The sequence below is a fragment of the Desulfoplanes formicivorans genome (assembly GCF_001748225.1).
GTDB classification, from domain to species: domain Bacteria; phylum Desulfobacterota; class Desulfovibrionia; order Desulfovibrionales; family Desulfomicrobiaceae; genus Desulfoplanes; species Desulfoplanes formicivorans.
Window position 1 is genome coordinate 16,173 of the sequence record NZ_BDFE01000015.1, and the last position, 24,575, is coordinate 40,747.

23 protein-coding genes and 3 tRNA genes are annotated in these 24,575 nt (G+C 55.8%); 13 read left to right on the forward strand and 13 right to left on the reverse strand.

Annotated elements, in window-relative coordinates; all coding sequences use genetic code 11:
* Window positions 1–19: 19 nt before the first annotated feature.
* The 10 genes from arsB to DPF_RS05020 form a co-directional block, all read right to left on the reverse strand.
* Window positions 20–1,135, reverse strand: a complete 1,116-nt coding sequence (gene arsB / locus DPF_RS04975; protein ID WP_069857781.1) for an ACR3 family arsenite efflux transporter — start codon at window positions 1,133–1,135, stop codon at window positions 20–22.
* 117 nt (window positions 1,136–1,252) lie between these two features.
* A complete protein-coding gene (locus DPF_RS04980; protein ID WP_069857782.1) occupies window positions 1,253–1,957 on the reverse strand; it encodes a cytochrome c biogenesis CcdA family protein in 705 nt (234 codons plus the stop codon).
* A gap of 3 nt (window positions 1,958–1,960) precedes the next feature.
* A complete protein-coding gene (locus DPF_RS04985) occupies window positions 1,961–2,371 on the reverse strand; it encodes a thioredoxin family protein (RefSeq protein WP_069858725.1) in 411 nt (136 codons plus the stop codon).
* An 875-nt stretch (window positions 2,372–3,246) separates the two neighbouring features.
* A complete protein-coding gene (locus DPF_RS04990) occupies window positions 3,247–3,996 on the reverse strand; it encodes a sulfite exporter TauE/SafE family protein (protein WP_069857783.1) in 750 nt (249 codons plus the stop codon).
* A 135-nt stretch (window positions 3,997–4,131) separates the two neighbouring features.
* A complete protein-coding gene (locus DPF_RS04995) occupies window positions 4,132–4,506 on the reverse strand; it encodes a rhodanese-like domain-containing protein (protein WP_069857784.1) in 375 nt (124 codons plus the stop codon).
* Window positions 4,503–4,859, reverse strand: coding sequence for an ArsR/SmtB family transcription factor (locus DPF_RS05000; RefSeq protein ID WP_069857785.1), 357 nt, complete (start codon window positions 4,857–4,859; stop codon window positions 4,503–4,505). Before DPF_RS05000 ends, DPF_RS04995 begins: the two co-directional genes overlap by 4 nt.
* 306 nt (window positions 4,860–5,165) lie before the next feature.
* On the reverse strand, window positions 5,166–6,284 hold the full coding sequence (gene asd, locus DPF_RS05005; protein ID WP_069857786.1) for an aspartate-semialdehyde dehydrogenase: 1,119 nt from the start codon (window positions 6,282–6,284) through the stop codon (window positions 5,166–5,168).
* Window positions 6,285–6,442: 158 nt separating this feature from the next.
* Entirely contained in the window at window positions 6,443–7,168 is a 726-nt protein-coding gene (locus DPF_RS05010) for a sulfite exporter TauE/SafE family protein (RefSeq protein ID WP_069857787.1), read from the reverse strand.
* 84 nt (window positions 7,169–7,252) lie between these two features.
* A complete protein-coding gene (locus DPF_RS05015) occupies window positions 7,253–7,729 on the reverse strand; it encodes a PaaI family thioesterase (protein WP_069858727.1) in 477 nt (158 codons plus the stop codon).
* A gap of 4 nt (window positions 7,730–7,733) precedes the next feature.
* Window positions 7,734–8,957 (reverse strand): LL-diaminopimelate aminotransferase, encoded by a 1,224-nt coding sequence (locus tag DPF_RS05020; protein WP_069857788.1) that lies wholly within the window; start codon window positions 8,955–8,957, stop codon window positions 7,734–7,736.
* 237 nt (window positions 8,958–9,194) lie between these two features.
* On the opposite strand from DPF_RS05020, the gene bamJ reads away from it, so the two are divergent.
* The 10 genes from bamJ (at window position 9,195) to DPF_RS05075 (ending at window position 18,670) form a co-directional block, all read left to right on the forward strand.
* A complete protein-coding gene (bamJ, locus tag DPF_RS05025) occupies window positions 9,195–9,944 on the forward strand; it encodes a BamJ family beta-barrel-assembly machinery protein (protein ID WP_069858729.1) in 750 nt (249 codons plus the stop codon).
* Window positions 9,945–10,248: 304 nt separating this feature from the next.
* Entirely contained in the window at window positions 10,249–10,599 is a 351-nt protein-coding gene (locus tag DPF_RS05030; RefSeq protein WP_069857789.1) for a hypothetical protein, read from the forward strand.
* A gap of 78 nt (window positions 10,600–10,677) precedes the next feature.
* Window positions 10,678–10,763: transfer RNA gene (locus DPF_RS05035), tRNA-Tyr, on the forward strand.
* A 13-nt stretch (window positions 10,764–10,776) separates the two neighbouring features.
* Window positions 10,777–10,854: transfer RNA gene (locus tag DPF_RS05040), tRNA-Glu, on the forward strand.
* Window positions 10,855–10,857: 3 nt separating this feature from the next.
* Window positions 10,858–10,933 (forward strand) — tRNA-Asn (locus tag DPF_RS05045).
* Window positions 10,934–11,767: 834 nt separating this feature from the next.
* The gene (locus DPF_RS05055) at window positions 11,768–14,098 is read left to right on the forward strand and encodes a glycosyltransferase family 4 protein (RefSeq protein WP_069857791.1); all 2,331 of its coding nucleotides are present in this window, start codon (window positions 11,768–11,770) and stop codon (window positions 14,096–14,098) included.
* Entirely contained in the window at window positions 14,088–15,314 is a 1,227-nt protein-coding gene (locus DPF_RS05060) for a glycosyltransferase (RefSeq protein WP_083254482.1), read from the forward strand. The genes DPF_RS05055 and DPF_RS05060 overlap by 11 nt, the downstream gene beginning before the upstream one ends.
* A 100-nt stretch (window positions 15,315–15,414) precedes the next feature.
* Window positions 15,415–16,380 (forward strand): glycoside hydrolase family 130 protein, encoded by a 966-nt coding sequence (locus DPF_RS05065; RefSeq protein ID WP_069857793.1) that lies wholly within the window; start codon window positions 15,415–15,417, stop codon window positions 16,378–16,380.
* A gap of 3 nt (window positions 16,381–16,383) precedes the next feature.
* Window positions 16,384–17,736 (forward strand): glycosyltransferase, encoded by a 1,353-nt coding sequence (locus tag DPF_RS05070; protein ID WP_069857794.1) that lies wholly within the window; start codon window positions 16,384–16,386, stop codon window positions 17,734–17,736.
* The gene (locus tag DPF_RS05075) at window positions 17,723–18,670 is read left to right on the forward strand and encodes a glycoside hydrolase family 130 protein (RefSeq protein ID WP_088178309.1); all 948 of its coding nucleotides are present in this window, start codon (window positions 17,723–17,725) and stop codon (window positions 18,668–18,670) included. The genes DPF_RS05070 and DPF_RS05075 overlap by 14 nt, the downstream gene beginning before the upstream one ends.
* A gap of 92 nt (window positions 18,671–18,762) precedes the next feature.
* Here DPF_RS05075 and DPF_RS05080 read toward each other — a convergent pair whose 3' ends face one another.
* Together DPF_RS05080 and DPF_RS05085 are read right to left on the reverse strand one after the other, a co-directional pair.
* The gene (locus DPF_RS05080) at window positions 18,763–19,812 is read right to left on the reverse strand and encodes a phospholipase A (RefSeq protein WP_218069962.1); all 1,050 of its coding nucleotides are present in this window, start codon (window positions 19,810–19,812) and stop codon (window positions 18,763–18,765) included.
* A gap of 95 nt (window positions 19,813–19,907) precedes the next feature.
* Window positions 19,908–21,203 (reverse strand): phenylacetate--CoA ligase family protein, encoded by a 1,296-nt coding sequence (locus DPF_RS05085; RefSeq protein WP_069857796.1) that lies wholly within the window; start codon window positions 21,201–21,203, stop codon window positions 19,908–19,910.
* 227 nt (window positions 21,204–21,430) lie between these two features.
* Here DPF_RS05085 and DPF_RS05090 point away from each other — a divergent pair, with 227 nt between their 5' ends.
* Both DPF_RS05090 and mobA read left to right on the forward strand, forming a co-directional pair.
* Window positions 21,431–22,222, forward strand: coding sequence for a prepilin peptidase (locus DPF_RS05090; RefSeq protein WP_069858733.1), 792 nt, complete (start codon window positions 21,431–21,433; stop codon window positions 22,220–22,222).
* Entirely contained in the window at window positions 22,189–22,887 is a 699-nt protein-coding gene (mobA, locus tag DPF_RS05095) for a molybdenum cofactor guanylyltransferase (protein WP_083254483.1), read from the forward strand. Before DPF_RS05090 ends, mobA begins: the two co-directional genes overlap by 34 nt.
* A 34-nt stretch (window positions 22,888–22,921) precedes the next feature.
* Here mobA and DPF_RS05100 read toward each other — a convergent pair whose 3' ends face one another.
* A complete protein-coding gene (locus DPF_RS05100; RefSeq protein ID WP_069857798.1) occupies window positions 22,922–23,914 on the reverse strand; it encodes an NAD(P)H-dependent glycerol-3-phosphate dehydrogenase in 993 nt (330 codons plus the stop codon).
* Window positions 23,915–24,054: 140 nt separating this feature from the next.
* On the opposite strand from DPF_RS05100, the gene ahbB reads away from it, so the two are divergent.
* Complete coding sequence (gene ahbB / locus DPF_RS05105) at window positions 24,055–24,546, forward strand: siroheme decarboxylase subunit beta (RefSeq protein WP_069857799.1); 492 nt, start codon at window positions 24,055–24,057, stop codon at window positions 24,544–24,546.
* The last annotated feature ends 29 nt before the right edge of the window (window positions 24,547–24,575 follow it).

Here is a 24,575-nt window from a genome sequence, read left to right on the forward strand (position 1 = left end):
CATACGTCCTTTGTACGGCTCATTGCTTTTGATGCGACTGATCCAGGGGGCAGGCGTAGTGGCACACCCCGGCAGGCGTCGTCATGGTAAAGGGGAAGAAGCGTTTTTTGATCCACAAGGCCACATGAACCAGACCAATAAGCACGGGAACCTCCACCAAGGGACCAATAACCGCGGCAAAGGCCTGGCCCGAATCAATCCCGAACACGGCAACAGCCACGGCAATGGCCAGCTCGAAATTGTTGGAGGCCGCCGTGAAGCTGAGGGTTGTTGACTGCTCGTAGGTCGCTTTGACCTTTCTGGACATGTAAAAGGAAACCAGGAACATGGCCACAAAATAGATACACAGGGGAATGGCAATGCGGACCACATCCAGGGGGAGCTGCACAATATGTTCTCCCTTAAGGGAAAACATGACCAGGATGGTGAACAACAGGGCGATAAGGGTCAAGGGACTGATTTTGGGAATAAACACCTGCTCATACCACTTCTTGCCCCTGGTTCGAAGGCCTATAAGGCGGGAAATGATTCCGGCCAAAAAGGGGATGCCCAAATAGATGAACACAGACTCGGCAATGCTGGCCATGGAGATGTGCACTTCCGAGCCGGCAAAACCCAGAACCGGAGGAAGTACGGTGATGAACACGTAAGCGTATACGGAAAAGAACAGCACCTGAAAGATGGAATTAAAGGCCACTAATCCGGCGCAGTACTCGCAATCACCACCGGCAAGGTCATTCCACACAATGACCATGGCAATGCACCGGGCCAGCCCGATGAGAATAAGTCCCACCATGTACTCGTTGTTTCCGGAAAGAAATGTTACGGCCAAAAAAAACATGAGTACCGGCCCGACGAGCCAGTTCTGCACCAGGGACAGGGAAAGCACTCGGATATCTTTGAATACCCGACCCAGCTCCTCATACTTCACCTTGGCCAGGGGCGGATACATCATGAGAATGAGCCCCACGGCAATGGGGATATTGGTGGTACCCACCTGAAAAAAGTTGATAACATGCTGCACGCCAGGGGCGAGATAACCCATCCCGACCCCGACAAACATGGCCAGAAAAATCCACAATGTCAGGTACCGATCCAAAAAGGAAAGTCTTCTGGTGACGGATGGAGTTGTCATGGAATGTGTCCCTGAAAAAGATAAAGGGTTGAGCAACGTGGGTCGCACCAGGTGCGTACACTCGCCGCCAGATACATATATTCCTTGGGATTATGCCATTTGGGTGACCGTTTGTTTTCAGCTCAGAAACGGTTTGACCACAAAAACGATTCCCAAAAGGAGAATGCCTGCGCCTGCTGCTTTGCGGAACCATTGGGCCCCTTGCTGCATGTTCCGACTCTCCACAATGCGCCGGGCCGCTGCTGTGGAACTGCCTGCCAGGGCAATGGGCAGACAATGGCCCAGACCGAAAAGAACCATGAGCAGGATACCGGTAAGGATCTTTTCCTGCACCGTGACAATGGCCAGGATGGGAGCAATGAACCCGAAAGTGCAGGAGCCGGACAACAGCCCATAGGCCAGACCAAGCACCAGAGCCCCGGACAGACCGGCAAGCCCCAGACGGGACGGATTGAAACTGCCCAGGGAACATTTCGTGAGACCGAACATGTCCAAACCGACCCACACCAGGACCAATCCCACCAGAATATTGAAGTAAGGCCCCACGTCCCCCAGCATCCTGCCAAGAAGGGAACAGATGATGCCAATGGCCGCAATGGTCAAAAACAGCCCCAGGGTGAAGGCCAGGGCGTATTTGACGGCTTCACGCCCGCAAAGAATCCGGTTCTGCCCACCCACATAGCCCACAATAAGGGGAATGGAAGCAAGATGACAGGGGCTGAAAAGCACACTGACCATGCCCCAGAGAAAACAGCCAAGCCCGGCCATCCAGGTTTCGGCAAGCATCCAGGTATTAATGGTGACAAAAACGTTTTCCAGCATACCCTAGTTGCCCCCCTGATCTGCTAACAATTTGTCCAGGATATGCACAATGTTTTCTTCGGGATAATATCCTTCATGCCGAAAAACCTCCTTGCCCGTATGATCGTAAAAGATCTGGGTGGGAATGGCCCTGATTTTGTATTTTTGCGGTTCCAGGGGATACTCCCATACATCAATGAACACGATGGCTGCCCGGTCTTTGTACTTCTTTTCCACCTTGTCCAAGATGGGAGCCATCATCTTGCAGGGAATGCAGGAATGGGCGCCCAGATCAATCATGGTCACGGTGCCGGGAACAGGGAGAACATCAGGAAACGGCTTGGCGGATGCGGCATCAGCAGCAGCTGCCATGGCCCCCCCGGAGAAAAACAGGAAAATACTCCATATCAAACACAACCCAACTGCCTTGCGCATAAACGACTCCTTGTGAATAGGTATGGGGAAATAGTGCCGAAACGATACAGTCCGCACCAAACGGACAAAACAGGCATGCAGAACAAAACCAAACCGCAAAACGTGACGTGCCCTCCACCACGCCCAAGAGGGCCTCAGTATCACACACAACCTGATCGGCCTGTTGGCTACCGGGACATCCCAAACCGGGATGCACAACATGCCCTTGCGTTTTGCATAGACTAACTTGGCCAAAAAGCCAAATTTTCCGGCGCAAAACCACACACCAAGAACAACAGCCAAAAACCGCCCCTGGTTGGAAAACATCAAGCGTCTTATGAGTCACGTCCCCTTGAGACCGCTTCTCCATCAACACCTGGCCCAAAGGGAGGATTCGGACAACTAGCCAGGGAGGGTGCATATCGTCAAGAAACAACATGCCCTTCAAAAATGCCGGAGCTGGGCATGAGCCTTATGTTCCAGGGTCAATGCTATCGATGAAGCAATCGTCGTCCTTTGTGCACAAGCCACCTCCACACGTCCTTCCAACGTTGAGTGAAAAGGGCGAAAATGCCCCCCAAAGTGCTTGCAAAACCAACACCCACAGGGCACCCCGGCGTACCGCAAAAGGGACAGACCGTAGTTGAAGAGATCAAACCGGTAAAGGCCAGCCACCACTTGAGATAGTGGAGCATCCAGGACAGAACCGGATGATTATCATGGGGAGGATGATGTCCTCCGGATGATGTATGGTTCATAAAATTTTTGGGTTTCTACTCGACTTGGTTGTACTCTTCTTTCGTCCTCAAATCAAAAAAACGCCACCTGGATGCCAATGAAAACAGCTAGCTGATACCTGTTAGTCAACCCAGAAAATCAAGAAAATGGACTGTCTTCTAAAACAGTTTGAAAATCATTTTCAGGGCCAGAATCATAAGGACCACACCCAAAAATTTCTTGACCGTGCCCGGACGCATCTTTCTGTGCATAACTCTGGTCCCAAGATAGCCGCCGCCCCATGCGGACAGGCCGGCAAAAGCAAGGATCCTCCAGGAGACCGAGCCCATGGCCGCATAGGTCACAAAGGCGGAAAAAGAAGAAAAGGGTACGGCAAAGGCGGTTACAGCAGCGATCTTCTTGGGGTTGAATCCCTGCAAAATCATAAGGGGAGAAATGAGAGCCCCGCCCCCAACACCAAGAAGCCCTGAAAAAAATCCGGCAACAATGCCCACCAGAGTGGGCCCCAGTACGGGACGATCATCCCGGTACTGGTCGGCATATTTGGACCCCTTGAAAAAGAGCATCATGATTCCGGAAAAAAGAAGAAACCCGATAAAGGCCATCATGACATAGGATGTGGGAATAACGTGACCCACCCAGGCTCCCACAGGGGCAAGGATGATGGAGGCAAGGATGATGGGAATCCCCAGTTTGAAATCCAACCGTTTTTCCCGAATATTGGAATAGGTTGCTCCGATCATGCTCACGGTGTTCACAAAAAGGCCCGTGGGACGGGCCAACCCAAAAGGGACCCCCAGCCAGGTCAGGGTGGGAATGAGAACCAGGGCCGAGCCCACGCCCCCCAGGGCGAAAACAAAACTCAGACCAAAAGAAAGACAGATAATAACAACGGTCAAAATATCCATACAAATTTACCCAAGGGTTGGGATTGGTGATCTTTAGCAGTGTCCTGGTACCGCAGGATCGCTACCAGAATCATGGCATGGACCCGGAGGGCATACATCCGGGTCCAACACAGAAAACATCAGCGAACAGCAAACCTACATTTTGGACAGGGGACCCGGTTTGAATATTTTGACCAAATCTTCCATGGAAGCGGCCAGCCCCTTGACTTCATCAAACCCATTGGCTCGCAGATAGGTGTAGGCTACAGCTCCGCGAAAGACCGAGGTGCAAAAGGTGACGATCAACTTGTCCTTGGGAAGTTCACCCCTGCGAGCCGGCAATTCGTGCAGGGGAATATGTTTGGCAAAAGGGAAGGTGACATACCCCTGTTCCTTGTCCGTACGGATATCCAAAAACAGAAAATGGTCGTTTCCAAGGGCCTTGCGCACCCCTTCCACACTTATGGTATGTTCGCCGGATCCCAGAAAATCAAAATCCATCTCTGCTACAACTTCATCAAGTGCCTTCATTGTTTTCTCCTTTGTTTGCTGATTTCATAGCGATCAATGTGCTCCAGCCCCTTGAGCAATTCCTTGGTCTCGGCACTCTCCCCGGCCCAGACGCCGACCTCTTCAAGAATGGTCGCAACATGGGATTTTGCAGGAAGAAATGCGAGAAAATAGTTCACAAACTGGGCCTCCTTCCGCTTGTCCACCAGCCCCGCCACCTCGAGAATCCTGAGATGTTTGGAAATGGTTGGTTGAGCCAGATGAAGAGCCGCATGGATCTCGCAGACACACAGTTCCCGCACCTTAAGCATTTGCAGGATCTTGATCCTGGTCGGATCGGCCAGAGCCTTCATGATTGTAACGAGCTGCTTCATGTGCATATCTCCATATTACTAAAAGGCAATATACATGAGGACATTCCACGTCAACCTTTTTGCACCCCGAGGCTACCTGCAATACCCGACAGACCTCTCGACATACCGTGTATTTCTTATTCAACAGCCAGATAATTCTTCACAAATGAGATCAAAATCTTGCGGCATCTGCTCCTCATCCCTCCGAAACAGGAAGCAAAAAAGAAAACAAAAGCGGCACGTCGTAACGACAGGGCATCCAAAAAGGCGGCCAGGATTACAACCTGACCGCCTTTTGATAGCGTTGATACAGAGACACCGGGATACCTATCCCAACCGTTCCAACAATATCCGAAGCATCCTGCGCAAGGGTTCGGCCGCGCCCCACAGGAGCTGATCGCCCACGGAAAAAACAGAGATGAACCCCGACCCCATATTCAGCTTGCGAATTCTTCCCACAGGCACATTCAGAGTGCCGGTCACCTTGGCCGGAGTCAGCTCCTGCATGGAACGTTCTTTTTCATTGGGAATGACCCGCACCCAAGCGTTGTGGGCCGCCAGCAGGGATTCAATATCGTTGATCGGAACATCCCGCTTCAACTTGATGGTAAAGGCCTGACTGTGACAGCGCATGGCCCCGATGCGCACGCAGAGTCCATCAATGGGCACGGGATTATCCGTGCGTCCTAGAATCTTGTTGGTTTCCACAAACCCCTTCCATTCCTCCCGGGTCTGTCCGTTTTCCAGAGGCCGGTCGATCCACGGGATAACACTGCCGGCCAGGGGAACACCAAAATGATCCGTGGGAAAAGACGGATCGCGCATGGTGGAGATGACCTTGCGATCCAGCTCGGCAATGGCTGCGGCCGGATTATTAAGAATATCCTCGGACGAAGTCCCGATGACCCGCATCTGATCCACCAATTCGCGCATGTTCCTGGCCCCGGCACCCGAAGCGGCCTGATAGGTCATGGAGGTCATCCATTCCACCAGATCGTTCTCAAAAAGCCCGCCCAGCCCCATGAGCATGAGGGAAACCGTACAATTGCCGCCCACAAAATCCCTGATCCCGGCGTCCAGAGCCTTGTCAATAACCTTGCGGTTCACCGGATCAAGAACGATCACGCTGTCATCGGCCATGCGCAGGGTCGAGGCCGCGTCAATCCAGTAGCCTTTCCACCCTATTTTCCGAAGTTCGGGATGGCACTGCTCCGTGTAGCCCCCGCCCTGACAGGAAACAATAACATCCATGGTCTTCAAAAGATCGTAGTCATACGCATCAGCCAGGGGAGGAATATCCATACCCACGTCCGGGCCGGCCTGCCCAGCCTGGGAGGTGGTGAAAAACAGGGGTTCAAACCCGGCAAAATCCTTTTCCTCGAGCATCCTGCCCATGAGTACCGACCCGACCATCCCCCGCCAGCCCACAAATCCGATCCTTAGCATTGTTTCCACTCCTGACTGTCAAAATTCAGATTCAATATCAAAACCGTGTCCATGCCTACGTCAGGTAAAACCACCAAGGCAACTGAAAATTTCACTCAAAACCGCTTGTCCGACCTGTTACCAGCCAAGGGCAGAGCACGTGCCATACTACCGTGAACTCAGGAGGAAAGGCCTCGAGCAAGCATGGAAAGACCCAGAACCAATACAAGAAACTGCACACTTTTCCGATACCCGGTTTCTCCCATTTTCCCCGCAGCAAATACGCCCAGCCCGATACCTGCAAGCAAGGGGAAAAAACCTACCCTGAAAAGGGCAAACACCTGGGGCGTAAGCAGGCCGTTGAACCCCTGGGCCGAGGTCACCCCGATGCCCGAAAGCAGAAAGAACAAGGCCAAAACGCTTTTAACCTCGTTTTTGGACCAGGGCTGGATGGCCGTGTATACGAGAATGGGCGGCCCGTTGGTCCCAAGACTGCCACCCAGACAGCCCGAAATAAACCCCGCTGGCATGGCCCACCACCAGGGTGTTTCACGCTGGGGAAAACAAAACAGCAGTCCATAGCCTGTAAAAAGCACAAGAACGATCCCCAGACCTATTTCCAGATATTGGGGCGCAACCACTTTGAGGATCAAAACCCCGCAGGGGATCCCGGGGAGGGAACATGAAAGCATAAGCAGAACCGGACCAAGGCGGATGTCCCGACGCAGTTTCATGATGAGACTGGAGTTGATGCACAAGGCAAACAGCCCGGCAAGGGGAATAATGGTCTTGATGGGAAAGATCAGGGTCAACAGGGGAAGCAGGATCAGGTTGGACCCGAATCCCGACATCCCCTGAATGAATCCGGCAGAAAAAACCACGCCGCAGAAAAAAAACAATTCCATACTCCCCCTCCGGGGACAACGAGGTCATACGCCAACACCGCACGACACAAACGTGAACCAACCTTGCAACAAGGCAGTTGTTGTCTAGGGCCTCTCGTCAAGGGCGCGGCACACAGCGTCCTGCACGTGAGGCCAGCTTTTCCGAGCCACCCGGAAGACCGCGCCAAAACGCATCACCACGCGGCCGTCTTCATCCGTAACCTCGGCGTTTCCCATAAGATCACGACCACGGCGTCCGGTCATCACGGCCCTGGCCGTAACAACCCCGCGGGTGACCGGATGCAGAAAGCGGTTGGTAATGGACGTGGTGGCGAACACGGTTCCAGGGGGAAGCAGGCTCTTGGCGGCCATGGCCACGGCCGTGTCAGCCAGGGAAACAAGAGCGCCCCCATGCATGAAACCCAGCCCCTGGGCAAGAACGCGCACAAAAGGCATGGTCAAAACAGCATGCCCGTTGGATGCCGAGATGATCTTCATCCCCAGCAGATCTTCAAAAGGCGCCGTTGCTATCCAGGTATCCAGGGTCACCTCATGGGGGCCGGTGCTGGCATGCTCTGCCACGTGATCAGCCCAGGGCTTTCTCAATGCGCTGCATGGCCTTGGCCACGTTCTCGTAACTGTTAAACGCACTGATGCGAATATATCCCTCACCGCACCGGCCAAATCCCGCACCAGGAGTGCAGACAACCCCGGCCTCGTTCAGGAGCAGATCAAAAAGCTCCCACGATCCCCGGTTCCCGCTGACCCAGATGTACGGGGAATTTTTTCCGCCCACGCACGCAAACCCGAGAGCCGTCATTTTTTCAATGACCAGGGCAGCGTTGTGCAGGTAATAGTCCGAAAGGGCGCGGCATTGTTTCTTGCCTTCCTCACTGTACACGGCCTCGGCAGCCCGCTGGATGGGATAGGACACCCCGTTGAACTTGGTACAATGCCTGCGGTTCCACAGCGAATGCAGGTCATGCTCCTGACCCTTGTCATCAAAGGCCCGACAGGTGGTGGGTACCACCGTGTATGCGCACCTGGTCCCGGTAAACCCGGCGGTCTTGGAAAAACTTCTGAACTCGATGGCCACGTCCCTGGCCCCCGGAATCTCGTAAATGGACTGGGGCAGGGAATCATCCCGGATAAAGGCCACATAAGCGGCATCGTACAGGATAAGAGCCTTGTTCTCCCGGGCATAATCGACCCAGACCTGCAGTTCATTCCGGGTGATGGTCGTTCCGGTAGGATTGTTGGGAAAGCACAGGTAGATCAGATCAACCGGGGTTTCAGGAAGAGCCGGCACAAACCCGTTTTCTGCCGTGCAATCCAGGTAGACAATGCCTTCGTACCGGCCGTTCTTGAACGCACCGGTGCGACCGGCCATGACATTGGTATCCAGATACACGGGATAAACCGGATCAGGAATGGCCACGGTGATATCCCGGGCAAAGAGTTCCTGGATATTGCCGGTATCGCATTTGGCGCCGTCGCTGATAAAAATCTCATGGGCGTTGATATCTGCCCCCCGGGCCTGAAAATCCTCCCGGGCAATGGCTTCACGCAGGAAATCATACCCCTGTTCTGGCCCGTATCCGCGGAAAGTTTCCGGATCGGCCATCTCGTCAACAGCCTGATGCATGGCCTGGATGCAGGCATCAGGCAGGGGCATGGTCACGTCGCCGATACCCAGGCGGATGATCTCCTTGTCCGGATGGGCGTTCTGGAATGCGGCCACCCGTTTGGCAATGTCGGAAAAAAGATAGGAAGCCTGCAGTTTCGTATAATGACTGTTGATGCGAATCATGATATTCTCCATTCTTGGTATTCGTGAAAGACATCCTCAATACCCGGCCTTGACCTGATTGACAATTCCATTTGCGGCATCTCCCCCTTCAAGGTTGCCAACGTCGGCAAATAATGAGACGCAATGGTCGATTTGGGGACAAATCCCGAAGCATATGCCAACGGTCACCTTGTCGTGTCGGCAAGGAGAACCGTTCCAACCATTCTCAACACCCCATCCAACAGGGAGCCAAACCTCATGAAAAAAACCCTATTGACCCTAGTATGTCTTCTGGCTCTGACCGTTGCCTGCAATCAGGAAAACGAGAAAGCCGCAACCTCCAAGGCATCCCAGACGTTGACCACGCAACAGGACAAGGTCAGCTACAGCATTGGCATGGACATCGGAACCACCATCAAACAACAGGGCTTTGACGTTGATCCCGCCCTGGTGGCCCTGGGCATCAACCACGCTTTTACCAACGCCACCACCCTGCTCACCCCGGAACAGGCCAAGGAAGTGCTTGCCCAGTGGCAGCAGGACATGATGCAGAAACGGGTTGAGGCCATCAAGAAACAGGCCGAGGAAAACGCCGCTGCGGGCAAGGCCTTTCTTGAAGCCAATGCCAAAAAGGAAGGTGTAGTCACCTTGGACAGCGGCCTTCAGTACAAAATCCTTGAAGAAGGCAACGGCACCCGTCCTGCCGTGGACGATATCGTCACCGTGCACTACAAGGGCACACTGACCAATGGTACGGAATTCGACAGCACCTATTCCCGCAACCAGCCGGCCACCTTCCCTGTCAACGGCGTGATCAAGGGGTGGACCGAGGCCCTGCAGAAGATGAAAACCGGAGGGCACTGGATGCTCTACATCCCGGCCAATCTCGCTTATGGTGAACGCCAGGCCGGTCCCATCATCGGCCCCAATTCAACCCTGGTCTTTGATGTGACCCTGCTTTCCATCCAGGACAAGAACCAGGCTGGCGCAGCACAAACAACCAAATAAGGGTACAACCCGGGTGAGGACCTCCCGGGGTTGTTCTTTTTTTTGAACACAAGACGTCCTGCCAGGGCCATGGCTGCTCTGACAGGGCGTCTTGCCCTTAGGTCCGCGCACAGGAATCCTCTCAGCCAGCGACCATTGACAATCCCGGACGTTCCCGTCATGTTCTTCCATGATCATACGTGGCGACACCAGCTTGTGCTGCATGAAAACCCCTGCAGCAGGGCGGCTCGTTTCCCCTGCGAGGCGTTCCTGCAGAACCTGAATATTTTTTTGTAAACCAGGAAGATAGCCTTACGGAAAACCCATGACCGACAACGACACAACCCCTTCGGCCCATGCGGACAACCTGCCTGCCAAAATCCAGGAATCCGAGCTGGCCCTTTCCGAATCCAGGGAATTGCTCAAAAAATCCTTTGGCAAGGCCGTACTCACCAATTTGGCCATCATGGCCTGTACAGGCATGCTTGCCATCCGTTCGACCCGGCTTTTCTGGGAAAAACGGGGCAAACGGTGGTCCAGTGATCTCAAGGATTTCTCCACCAAGGCCTACAAGGCCCTCAAGCAGGATGCCTTTGGCTCGGACGAGACCATTGAAACCCTCCAGTTCATGGATGCCCTTCCTCCAAGCGACGCTCCCCAGCTCCCTCCCAAATGACGGATGCCATCTGGACAACATGCGATTTTGGACTTGACCCCGAAGGCGAGTTTCTTTATCAAGCTTCTTCCGCATCAAGGAGGGGTTCCCGAGTGGTCAAAGGGAACAGACTGTAAATCTGTCGGCGGACGCCTTCGGAGGTTCAAATCCTCCCCCCTCCACCATGATGCACCAGACGTCCCCATCGTCTAGCCCGGTCCAGGACACCAGATTTTCATTCTGGGTACAGGGGTTCAAATCCCCTTGGGGACGCCATTTTCCCCGGTGGCTCAATCGGCAGAGCGGGTGGCTGTTAACCACTAGGTTGTAAGTTCAAGTCTTACCCGGGGAGCCAAATTTCCAGCCGCTGTGATCAGCGGCTTTTCTTCAGACAAAACCCCGTGGGTTGATCCCCGCGGGGTTTTGTCGTCTGGTTGAGTGGCTGGCGACCAAAACGCCAGGATTGACCGCCTTTCCGCCATCACCGAACAACCATACTCTCAGGGTGGGCACGTCCTTTCCCTTTTGTTGTAAACAAAAACACCTCTTCGCATGTCAGCCCCCCACATCTGCCCTGTCTGAGCAAGACGCTGGTTGCCCAAAAATGCGTTCCAGGTCTTGCCCCTTACGGATCATGCGTTATATAGAAGCAATTATCCGAGGCGGTGTTTTCCGCTCCGCTTCCACAAGATTTGTCAACATTTCGTTGGTTCCGGGAATTTCGGGCACAAGGGACGAAATATTCTGGAATGGGCTGGTAACAGCTTAGTTGTCGAGGCAATCCAACGGACCTTTCAAACGGCCCCGCTTCTTGAATACGACGCAAGGCGCTCCTTCCTGCTGATGCGTTGTTGCCAGCTCCCTGGTGGCCACCCCATACTCGGCCTGCCGGTCTGAGGACGCCACCAGGACAAATCCCCGGAAATCCCTCCCCGATACACCCTGACCACCCTGGATGCATGCCCTTGCCCGCGGACACGCAGATCTTGCTGTTTGCACAACAGAATTCCTGTCTGGGGGTTGCCTGCCGACCTGCACCTGCTGCAACCCTTGTTCCGCATGCCAGGGCAGGGATATTGTATCTGTTGGCAAACACAACCCGGGTCGGGCTTGGGCCATATTTCGGCCATTGCAATGGCCACGGAAATCAAGGCAACGAGCCGGACCCGTGACAGCCAGGAGAATCGATATGCTTCAATCGGGAGACCATCCTTCGTACCCACAAAAAATCGCCCTCATCGGCAATCACCTGCCGCGCCAATGCGGCATTGCCACGTTTACCACGGATTTGCTGGCAAGCATGGCCCGGGAAAATCCCAAAGGCGAATGCTGGGCCGTGGTGATGAACGATATGCCCGCAGGATACCGTTATCCCGCCCAGGTCCGCTTTGAAATCAACCAACGCGTTCTGGCCGAATACCGATTGGCAGCGGATTTTTTAAATACGAACCGGGTGGACGTGGTTTGTCTGCAACATGAATTCGGCATTTTTGGCGGTGAAAACGGTGCGTATATCATGGACCTGCTCGGCAATTTGCGCATGCCGGTGATCACCACCCTGCACACGGTGCTTCAGTCGCCATCGCCCGGCCAACTGGCCGTTATGAAACGCATTGCCAGCCTTTCCGACCGACTGGTGATCATGAGCCGCCACGCGCGTTCAATCCTGCAGCAGGTGTACAAGGTCCCACCATCAAAAATCGCCCTCATTCACCACGGCATCCCTGATGTGCCCTTTGTGGATCCCAACTACTACAAGGACCAGTACGGGGTCGAGGGTCGCAAGGTCATTCTGACCTTTGGCCTCATTTCCCCCGGCAAGGGCATTGAAACCATGATCGATGCCCTGCCTGCCATTGTGGCCCGCCATCCTGAGACCGTGTACATGGTTCTTGGTGCAACCCATCCCCATGTCAAAAGGGAACAGGGCGAGTCCTACCGTTTGTCCCTGCAGCGCAGGGCCAATGATCTGGGCATTGGCGATCATCTCCTGTTCCACAATCGTTTTGTCAGTCTGGGGGAACTGTGTGAATTCCTGGGCGCAGCAGACATCTATGTAACCCCCTACCTGAATCAGGAACAGATTGTTTCCGGAACCCTGGCCTACGCCCTGGGCAGCGGCAAGGCCACCATTGCAACGCCCTACTGGTATGCCAAGGAGATGCTGGCCAAGGGTCGCGGCCGCTTGGTGCCCTTTCATGATCCAAACGCCATGGCAACGCAGGTCAACGATCTTCTGGATCACGAAGTGGAGCGCCACGCCATGCGCAAACGGGCCTATACCTTTTGCCGCAAAATGATCTGGAAAGAAGTGGCCCGCAGATATCTGGCATTGTGCAACGAGGTAAAAGCAGAGCGGGCCCGCTCCCCCCGGCCGGTCTTTCGCGCCAGAACCGTGGACATGGCACCACGCGAGCTGCCCCAACCCAAGCTGGACCACATCATCCGCCTGTCCGACGACGTGGGTATGTTGCAGCACGCCACGTACATCGTGCCCAACCGGGATCACGGGTATTGCACCGACGACAACGCCCGGGCCCTCATTGCCGTGCTCATGGCCTGTGAAATGATCCCGGGCAGTGATGTTGCTGCGGATCTGGCCTGTACCTATCTCGGGTTTTTGCAACACGCCTTTAATGAAGAAACCGGCCGTTTTCGCAACTTCATGGGGTATGACCGACGCTGGCTTGAAGAAGTCGGGTCCGAAGACAGCCACGGCCGGGCGATCTGGGGCCTGGGCGAGGCAGTGGCCCTGGCCGAATCGGCCGATATCCGGCATGCGGCCCGGGGTGTGTTTGAAAAGGCGCTGCCCTTTTTGACAACATGCCGTTTTCCACGAACCTGGGCCTTTGCTCTGGTTGGCATGCATGCCTATCTGCGCCGGTACAGCGGCGACAGTGAAGTCCGACGCATCCGGGAAATCCTGGCAGATCGCCTTTTTCGCGCTCACAGAAAAAACGCCACCCGGACATGGCCCTGGATCCAGGACCAGCTCACCTATGCCAACGGCAAAATCGCCCAGGCCCTGATTCTTTCGGGTCGATGCATGCACAACAACGAAATGCTGGAAGCAGGATTGCAAAGTCTTGCATGGCTCATGAAAATACAGACCGACCCCAAGGGCCACTTTGTCCCGGTGGGCAACCACGGCTGGTATCCCAAAGACGGCACCAAGGCGCGGTTTGATCAGCAGCCCATTGAGGCCCTGGACATGATCGAAGCCTGTCGGGAAGCCCATGAAACCACCTGCGATCCCCAATGGGTTACCCATGCCCAATGTTGCATGGAATGGTTTCTGGGACGCAACGATCTGAACACCCCCTTGTACGACCACAAGAGCGGAGGCTGCTGCGACGGGCTCAATGCTGACGGTCCCAACCGCAACCAGGGGGCGGAATCCACCCTGGCCTGCTTTTTGTCCATGCTCCACCTCAACCGCATGCGCTGCAACCAGATCGCAGTGGAGGCCCAAGAAAAGGAACCCATGCATCCCAGGGAGGTAGCCGACCATGTCTCATAAACCCATTGTAATGGTCAGTTCCTATCCGCCCCGCTTGTGCGGCATTGCCACTTTTTGCGAGGAAGCCAGGGAGTTCATTCAAAAAGCCAACCCCCATCGAGAAGTGCTGGTCATCAGCCACACGGACGGTCGGGGCGAGGGCGTGTTCCCCCTCATTGACACGACAAAACGAGACTGGTGGCGGCCTGTTGCCCGAAAAATAGAACAACTCAAACCGTATGCGGTGCATGTTGAACACGAATACGGGCTGTACGAATATCACGATCCCCGGGGAGTGGGGGATGGCAACGATGGTTTTCTCGACCTCCTGGAGGCCATCGGCCATCTGCCCATTGTGGTGGAGCCCCATACGGTTCACGGGCGGCTCAGGGATTTTGAAGCTGATTTCATCTACAAGCTGACCCAGCGCAGCCACGTGGTGCTGTTCAAGTGCCACTACCAGAAGTGGCGGCTTGACTGGACCTTTCATGGCCGCAATTGGCCCACACCGCGCAACATCATGGTGGTCCCCCATGGAGCACGTTCCGACAAACGCTGGGGAGTCCATGAAATCCCGGCCCTGCGCAGGGAGTTCGGTCTGGACACCATCGGATTGTCCGACCACGTGGTGGGCATGATCGGCTGGATTCAGTCCAACAAACGCTGGGACATCCTTCTTTCCATGTGGGAGGATATCCATGCGGAGATCAAGGCACGCACCGGCCAGGAATGGGATCTGCTGGCCGCCGGTGCCATGCGTGATCCCCACCACAAAAGGGATTACGAAGAATGGAAATCAGATGTCCAGATGCTGGCAGGCAAGGGATTGGCCCATTATCACGAGTTCATCCCCCGGGGTGACGACTATTACAAGATGATGGCCATCTGCGATTTCATTGTCCTGCCCTCAACAGACGAAACCCAATCCGGCACCCTGGCCCGCATCATCGCTCTGAACAAACCCTACATCACCACCGCGCCCATGGAAGGACTCACGGCCCAGACCCTGGAAAGCCAAGGCGGCCTGCTCTTCACCACCAAGAAGATGCTCCGCAGCCAGGTGATCAAGCTGGCAACGGATGAAAACCTGCGCCTCAAACTGGGAGAAAATCTGAAACGCTATCTGGAAAACGAGGTCTGCTGGGAAGTGGTGGCCCAGCAGTACAACAAGGCGTATCAGCTGGCCCGCAAGGCCGTCCGAACCGGGCAACCCGTTGTACTGGAAATGGAATTTTAAGACCTTGCCCAAGGCCATATTTCTTCTGAAACCAGAAAGGACATGCGGGGTTGCTGTCCGGCATCACCCTGGTCCTTGAAACACAAACCCCAAAACGATCATGTGCCATACCACCTGCAGGGAACTTTTTACCAGGTACACAGCCAATCCCATTATCCGGCCCCAGGACCTGCCTTATCAGGCCCATGCGGTGTTCAACGCCGGCGCCACCCGGTGGGGCAACACCACCGTGCTGCTCATGCGGGTGGAAGACCGCACCGGCCTCTCCCACCTGACCGTGGCGCGTAGTCAAGACGGGGTCACTGGCTGGCAGATCGATGCCCAACCCACCCTCAAGGCTGATCCGCATAACCATCCAGAAGAAATCTGGGGCATCGAGGACCCCAGAATCACCCGCATCGAACAGGAGGATCTCTGGGCGGTCCTTTACACAGCCTATTCCCGGGGAGGCCCTCTGGTTGCCTTGGCCACCACGCGGGATTTTCGCACCTTTGAACGTCAGGGCGCGGTGCTGCCGCCTGCCAACAAGGATGCCGCCCTGTTCCCCGCGCGGTTCAACGGTAGATGGGCCATGCTCCACAGACCGGTTCCAGGCGTTGCCGGTGTGGGCAACCATATATGGATTTCCATGAGTCCGGACCTGAAGCACTGGGGAGATCATCGCCTCCTTGTGCCGGCCCGCAAAGGAGGCTGGTGGGACGCCAACAAGATCGGTCTTTCACCGCCCCCGTTGCGAACTCCCAAGGGGTGGCTGCTTCTCTATCACGGAGTTCGCCAAACAGCCGGTGGCTGCATATACCGCTTGGGTCTGGCGCTGCTGGATCTCAAGGATCCGACCCGACTTGTGGCAAGAGCGGACCAATGGGTCTTTGGTCCTGAGGAAGACTATGAGATGCAGGGAGATGTGGACAAAGTGGTTTTTCCCTGTGGATGGGTAGCTGATGGTGACCGCATCAACCTGTACTACGGAGGTGCGGACAGGTGCATTGCCCTGGCCACAGCGCGTATTTCAGATCTGCTCAAATGGCTTAAAACCCATAACCGACAGGATAATCATATGGAGTGAATCATGAAAATCGCCATGTTATCACCCATTGCCTGGCGCACGCCCCCACGACACTACGGCCCCTGGGAAAATGTGGTCTCCCTGCTCACAGAAGGATTGGTACGCCGGTGCATGGACGTGACCCTGTTTGCCACCCAGGACTCCATGACCAGGGCACGGCTGCAGGGCGTTTGTCCCAGGGGATATGAAGAAGATGATCACATTCAGCCCAAGGTTTTTGAATGCCTGCATATTGCAAATGTCTTCGAGCAAGGCGACGCCTTTGACCTCATCCACAACCACTTTGACTATCTGCCCCTGACCTACTCGGGGATGACCCAAACCCCTGTGCTCACCACCATTCACGGGTTCTCGTCCCCCGATATCCTGCCTGTCTACAAGAAGTACAACAACCGATGCTCGTACGTGGCCATCAGTGAGGCGGACAAGTCGCCTGACCTCACTTACGCGGCCACCATTCACCATGGCATTGATCTGGGACAGTTCACCTTCCGACCCGAGCAGGGCGACTATCTGCTGTTTCTGGGCCGCATCCATCCGGACAAGGGCACGGCCCAGTGCATTGAAGTGGCTCAACGGACTGGAAGAAAACTCATCATTGCAGGCATTATCCAGGATCAGACCTATTTCCATACCCAGGTCAAACCCCATGTGGACGGTTCCCGCATCGTTTATGTGGGCAGCGTCGGTCCCCAACAACGCGACAAACTTATGGGAGGGGCCTACGCCCTGTTGCACCCCATTGATTTTGACGAACCCTTTGGCCTTTCCGTTGTGGAATCCATGGCCTGCGGCACTCCGGTGGTGGCCTTTGCCCGGGGCAGCATGCCGGAAATCATTGTCCACCAGAAGACCGGCTTTCTGACCAACCATGTGGACGAGATGGTCCAAGCCATTGACCTGGTGGGAGACCTTGACCGTGGAGCATGCCGGCAATGGGTCGAGGAACGCTTTAGTGTGGACCGCATGGTCACCGACTATATGCGGGTGTACGAAACCATCATCAGGCAAAGCCGACGCCAGGACCACCGACCCTGGGGGTTTTATGAAGTCCTGGCCGACAAGCCGGATCACAAGGTCAAACGGATTACCGTGTATCCCGGCCAACGCCTGAGCTACCAGCGTCATTTCAGACGATCCGAACACTGGTACCTGATGCAGGGAACCGCCGTGATCACCCGAAACGGCCAGGACATCCGGCAAGGGCCCGGTCAGTCCTTGGATCTGCCTGTGGGTACCTGGCACCGCATCCGCAATGCAGGACCGGACAATCTGGTGTTCATCGAGGTGCAGACAGGTGACTATTTTGGAGAGGATGACATTGAACGAAGGGAGGATGATTATGGCAGGGTCTGATGGCGCCATCATCCAACGGTACGACACCAACCCCATCCTGACCAGAGATGACGTTCCTTATCCGGTGGAAACCGTACACAACGCCGGCGTGGTCAAGCAGGGGGGCATGTACGTCATGCTCTTCAGATCTCACCTGCGCAACGGCCGGTCCATCATCGGGTTGGCCCGAAGCACCGATGGGGTGCGCTTCACGGTTCATCCGAAACCCTTTATCACCCCGGCGCAAAAGGGGACCTTTGCCGAGTATGAGGCCTTTGGGGTGGAAGATCCGCGCATCTGCCCCATGGGAGACGACTACCTGATCACCTATTCGGCCTATTCTCCCCACGGGGTACGGGTAGCCCTGGCCAGGACCACGGATTTTGAGCGGGTGGAACGCATCGCCCTCATCACCCAGGCGGATTACCGCAATATCGTTCTCTTTCCGGAACAAACAGGCGGCCGGTACGTCCGACTGGACCGGCCCCATTCGAGTATTTCGCCCTGGTCCATCTGGATTTCCTATTCACCGGATCTTGTGCATTGGGGGGATTCCCGGGTTGTCATGAAACCCATGGAGTATCATTGGGATGCCCTGAAAATAGGACCGGGCGCCACCCCCATCAAGACCCAACAGGGATGGCTGAACATCTTCCACGGCGTTTTCAAGACCATGGACGGCGCGGTCTACCGCCTGGGCGTGGCCCTGCATGACCTGCACGATCCATCAAGGATTCTGGGCGTGGCCGACGACTGGATTCTGCAGCCCGAGGACCCCTGGGAAGTCAGCGGTTATGTGCATAATGTGGTTTTCTGCTGCGGGGCCGTACCCGAGGACGACGGCACGGTAAAGATATACTGGGGCGGGGCGGATACGGTCATGTGCGGCGGCACGGCATCCATTGCCGACCTGGTGGAACTCTGCCTTTCCAAACCCCGTCCCGCCCTGGGGTAAACCTTTGTGATGCGGGATAATGCATGCGGGGCGCGCATCAGATGGATGTCGAGGGGTGTCGGGAGCGGTTGCCGACAGGCAGTTGAAACAGACTAATCCCAGTCATTGAGGATAAATCCGATGCCGATCCTGTCCACGGCGTGATCGTAATCAATCAGGCTTTCACCGTATCCGGTAAAATACTGTATATATCCGTTGAGCTTGCGCCCCAGGGGAAAGGCCCATTCCAGCTGCAGGGCCCCCCGGTTGTGATCCCACCGGCAGTTGTTCCGCCACATAGCCCCGAGTCGGTGCCCCCCCAGAAGATAGTGGACCCACAGCTCACCCGGGCCCATGTATTCGTCAATGTCGGGATTGTCGTCCTCACCCTGGGATTCGGGAATGCGGTACCAGGTCTTGAGCTGAACAACAAAATCATCATATTCAAGGCCCAGATTGCCCACCACCCGGTTCCAGCTCCGGGACAGGGACTCGGCCCGCCCGTTGGACTGATGATTGAGACCAACGGTTACCGTTCGCAAGTGCACGCCCAGGACATTCCAGTCGGTCCTGTAATTGAGAAGCACTTCGGGCTCGTAATTGGTCTCCCTGAAGGGTGCGGACTCATCCACATTGTACAACTGCCAAAAGGAACGCTGGGTATACCCGAACCAGAGATCCATGTTCTGGCCAAGGACGTCCTGCCACAGCTTGACCTTCATGCTCAACTGAAACGCCACTTCGGCGTTTTTGACCGTATCCACCTCTCCGGTGTGATCGTGATTGGGGGACTTGTTGTAGGTAAAGGGCAGAATGTAATTATCCCGATGGGGCATGAAGGCGAACCGTCCCCTGGGACCGGATTCGTCAAGCTCCCAATGCCTGGTCAGGTAGGAGGGTTCATCGTCCTCTGGCGAAATGCGGACAGCGGGTGCCCCATCCTCTTCTTCCCCGACAGGCGGTTTTGACCTTTCAGGCATCTGTTCAGCACCAGTGCTTGACGCCAACCGGTCATAGCATTGAAGGCGCAGGGTATCGTCCTTGATGCAGGCGCATTGTTCAAGGCTTTGCGGCTCTCCGGCCCAGAGAACTGGAAGCGGGAGCCATTGGGACATCAAAACGGCCGCCATCAGGCCGACGAGCAGTCTTGGTACGTGTTTCATGATCCACCTTGATACGCCTTTGCGACCAGGTTCTCCACCACGCCCGGCAGGCCCACGCCCCCAGGTCCATACTGTCCGACCAATACTGACCAGAATCAATCGCCGTTGCGCTCATCCACAACGCGCTTGCTCTTGCCATAGGTTCGGGGAAGCCCCAGAGGATCGACAATGCGCACGTTGCCCCGAACCAGAAGTTTCTTGCGCAGTTCCACGGCAACCGCCTCGGACAGATTGGCGTCCATATCGGCTGAAACATCCGGCTTGCGTTCCACGTTGATCAGCATGTGATCCAGTCCGTCCTTGCGGGTCAGGTGAATCTGGTATTCCGAACTGACCTCGGGGAAACGTTCCAGCACATCCGCAATCTGTCCGGGATAGATATTCACCCCGCGGAAGATGATCATATCGTCCGAACGGCCCATGATCTTGTCGTGCATGGGCAGACACAGACCACAGGAACACGCATGGGGAATGATCCGGCACAGATCCCGGGTCCGGTAACGGATAAGGGGGACCGCCTCCTTGCACAGGGTGGTGACCACCATTTCACCCATTTCCCCAGGGGCAACGGGTTGCAGGGTTTCCGGGTCCACGATCTCCAGGATGTAGTAATCAGCCCAATAATGAATGCCTTCGTGGGCCGAACATTCGAGACCGGCTCCGGGTCCGTACAATTCCGTGAGACCGGAGATATCAAAGGAATCCTTGGCGCCCAAAAGGTTGAGCACCCGGTTGCGCATCTTGACGGTATGCGGTTCCGACCCGAAAATGAGTGTTTTAAGACCGATTTTCTCCCGAAGTCCGTGCTTTTCCACCTGTTCGGCCAAAAGCAGGGCCATGGACGCGGTGGAGCACATGCAGGTGGACTGCATGTCCTGCAGAAATTGAAGCTGAAACTCCAGGTTGCCCGGGCCAAGAGGCAGCGCCATGGCACCGAAATGTTCGCAGCCCATCTGGAAGCCCACACCGGCCGTCCACAACCCGTACCCCACGGCAATCTGTACGCGATCTTCACGGGTTACGCCTGCCAGCTCAAAACACCTGGCCATCATGTTCTTCCAGTCATCCACATCCTTCTGGCTGTAGGCAAGCACCTTGCGCTTGCCCGTGGTGCCAGACGAGGCATGCACCCGGACCACCTGGTCCATGGGCACACTGACCAGGGGAAAAGGGTAGCCGGCCCGCAGATCCTGGACCGTGGTAAAAGGCAGTCGGGTCAGATCGTCCAGGGAACGAATGTCTCCGGGAGCGACCCCGGCTTCCTTGAGTTTTTCCCGGTAGGCCATGCTCCCTTCATAGGCATGGGCTACCGTCCATTTGAGGCCTTCGAGCTGCCTCTTCGCCAATTCCTCTTCCGTGTACTGGGGTAAAAAACCATGAGTCGATCGCATGTGAACTCCTTACAAAAAAAGCCGCGGTTTGGGCCCGCGGCTTTTTCATCTGTTCAAAGATCACCGTGGACCGCCTGGAAGCTTTCCACGATGTATGATGGACTGGATTTTAGTGGACAACTTCCCTATACAAGGTTGCGCCACCACCAATATGCTGTCGTTGTTTCTGGTACGTGCATAATGGGTGCACTATGCGACGCAGCCCTCATCCTGTCAAGAAGGAAACCATGTACACACTGCCGCTGCCCCTGATCCCCACGTCCTTCATCAGCCTCGTTCTCGGTCTGGTGCTCGGAAGTTTCTACAACGTCTGCATTTTCCGCTACCTTGCCGGCACATCCATTGTCCGCCCCGGTTCCCATTGTCCGGGATGCGGTCATGTTCTGGCCTGGTGGGAAAACATCCCGGTCCTCAGTTATCTTCTGCTGGGGGGAAAATGCCGGTCCTGCAAGGCATCCATCTCCCTGCAATACCCGCTGGTGGAGCTCCTTTCGGGCATACTGGCCCTGCTGCTGGCCCTGCGTTTCGGTCTGGGCGCCACCTGGCTCGTGTACATGATTCTCACGGGACTGCTCATTGTCGGCAGCTTCATCGACCTGCACAGCTTCATTCTGCCCGATATCATCACCCTTCCGGGAGCGGCCATTGCCCTGGCCGGATCATTTCTCTTTCCCCAGGGCGTTGTCAGCAGCCTCGTGGGAGCCCTGGCCGGAGCCGGGCTGTTTCTCTTCATTCAGCAGACCTACCGACTGCTCAGGAACATCGAAGGGTTGGGAACCGGAGACATCAAGCTCATGCTCATGCTCGGGGCCATGACCGGATGGCAGGGACTGCCCATCATGATTTTTCTTTCAGCCACAACCGGCCTGGTGGTCAGCCTGGTCTATCTGAAAAAGGACAAGAGGCTGGACATGAAAACAGCCATTCCCTTTGGGCCGTTTTTGAGCATGGGGACCATGCTCTATGTCCTGTGGGGGCAACAAATATGGAACCTGTATCTGGGACTGTTGTCGAAATGATCAGATGTCCGGGACTCCAGGGTGTGGTTCTGGCCGGCGGCAAGAGTCTGCGCATGGGCAAGGACAAGGCCGGGGTGGTTTTCCGTGGCCAGAATCTGGTGGAGCGTGCTGTCCATGTGCTGGAAAAACTGTGTGACCGGGTCTGGATAGCAGGAAGGGACGCACGTGAACACGGGCTGTCCAATCCCTGGTTTCTGGATGACGCGCCCGGCAAGGGTCCCCTTCGCGGTATTGTGACCGCATTGGAACATATTGGAGCGCCGTGCATGTTTTTACCCTGTGATCTCCCCTTGATGGACGTGTCTACGGCAGCGTTGCTGATCAAGGCCTACATGACCCGGCCCCCCCATACCCTGCGCACGGATTTCATCCAGCAGGAAACAGGCTTCATCGAGGCATTGGTAGCCATTTACGACCCCGGCTGCATCCCCCATATCCACCAGGCCCTCAGGAAGAAACAATACAAGGTTGCTCCGGCCATTCCCGACGCCTTGTGTGTGCATGTTCCCTATGCAAAATCCCATTCGCGGCCCTTTTTGAACGTCAACTATCCCCACGATCTCCAATTGCTCCACCAGGCTGCAGATCAGTTCTGTCTTCTGCCCGAGACCAAGAAATCCCGGTTCAACAACGCCGACGTGGACGCACCTGCTCCCAAGTCATAGTTCCGGTCTGGCAAATACCCTTGGTATCAGGAGTTCATTCGTCCTTCAGGCTTCTTTGCATGAGTTCCTGTACTGCGGCTCGCGGGTCCTTGTCCTCATAAAGCACCTTGTAAACCTGTTCGGTGATGGGCAGTTCAATGCCGTATTCCCGGCCCAGCCCGTACACCGATCGTGTGGTTCGGACCCCTTCGGCAACCATGCGCATGGAAGCGAGGATCTTCTCCAGTTTCTGACCCTGACCGAGCTTCAGCCCCACCTGACGATTGCGGCTCAGGTCTCCCGTACAGGTCAAAACCAGATCACCCATGCCGGACAGGCCCATGAATGTTCGTTCCTGGGCACCCATGGCACGGCCCAACCGGGACATTTCGGCCAGACCGCGGGTTATCAGGGCGGCCCGGGCATCGTGACCGAATTGCAACCCATCGGCGATCCCGGACCCGATGGCCATGATGTTCTTGACCGCCCCGCCCAGTTCAACGCCCTTGAAGTCAGGGGTCGTGTAAACCCGGAAAAAATCGGTGGACAGGACATCCCGCAAGGTATGAGCCAGCTGCCGGTCCTCGCAACCCAGGGAAACCGCTGTGGGCAGCTGCCGACTCACCTCCTGGGCAAAGGACGGCCCTGACAGAATCGCATATCTGGGGGACTTGCCCTCAAGGGATTCAGCCACAACCCGGGACATGGGTTGCAAGGTCCTGTTTTCCACCCCCTTGCTGGCACAGACAACCACCCCATGTTCGGGAAACAGATGCTTGTGGCGGGAAAGCACCTCACGGATGAACTGGGAGGGCACAGCCACCAGAACACATTGCGCCCCCTGCATGACCTCGCCAATATCCCAGCACACCCGAAGTGAAGGGCACAACTCAACTCCGGGAAGATAACGGTCATTGACCCGCTGGCTCGCCACAAGACGCGCCTGCTCGGGATCCCTGATCCACAATCTGATCGTGTTCCCCTTGCGGGCCAACAGATCGGCCAGGGTGGTTCCCCAGCTGCCCCCACCAAGCACTGCAATATTCATGAACGCCTCCTTGAATGAACCTGCTCAAATCAGGCCACGGGTACCTGCAGGCCCGGGCAAAGGCAAGAACAGGCGCGGCAGTTGCGATCCGCTCACGAAAAGGGTAACGAAAATTTTTTCATCCTCAACCAGCGAATCCCATGAACGAACAGACCACACCGGTGACCTTCACCCATGACGAACACGCCATTCTCAAGCAGCTTCAGGGAACCATTCCCCTTACCCTGACCCCTTTTGCCCATATTGCCCAGCAGGCAGGTGTTGATGAAGATCTGGTCATTGCCCTCATCAGGGAGATGAAGGACAAGGGCTACATCCGCCGTTTCGGAGCCACCCTCAGACACAGGAAAGCCGGATACGGGTTCAACGCCATGACCGCCTGGTACGTGGAAGAGGGCATGGACATCAACGCCATTGGCATGCTCATGGCCAAGCGGCCTGAAATTTCCCATTGCTACCAACGAAGAACCTGCATGGACTGGCCCTACAGCCTCTACACCATGATCCACGGCCGATCCAAAGAGGATTGTCTGCGGGTCGTGGACGAACTGGTCAAGGAGACCGGAGTGACCCAGTACGATCTTCTTTTCAGCACCAAGGAACTCAAAAAGACATCCATGCGCTACTTCTGACCATGAACAGGGGACAACGCCATGGCCAC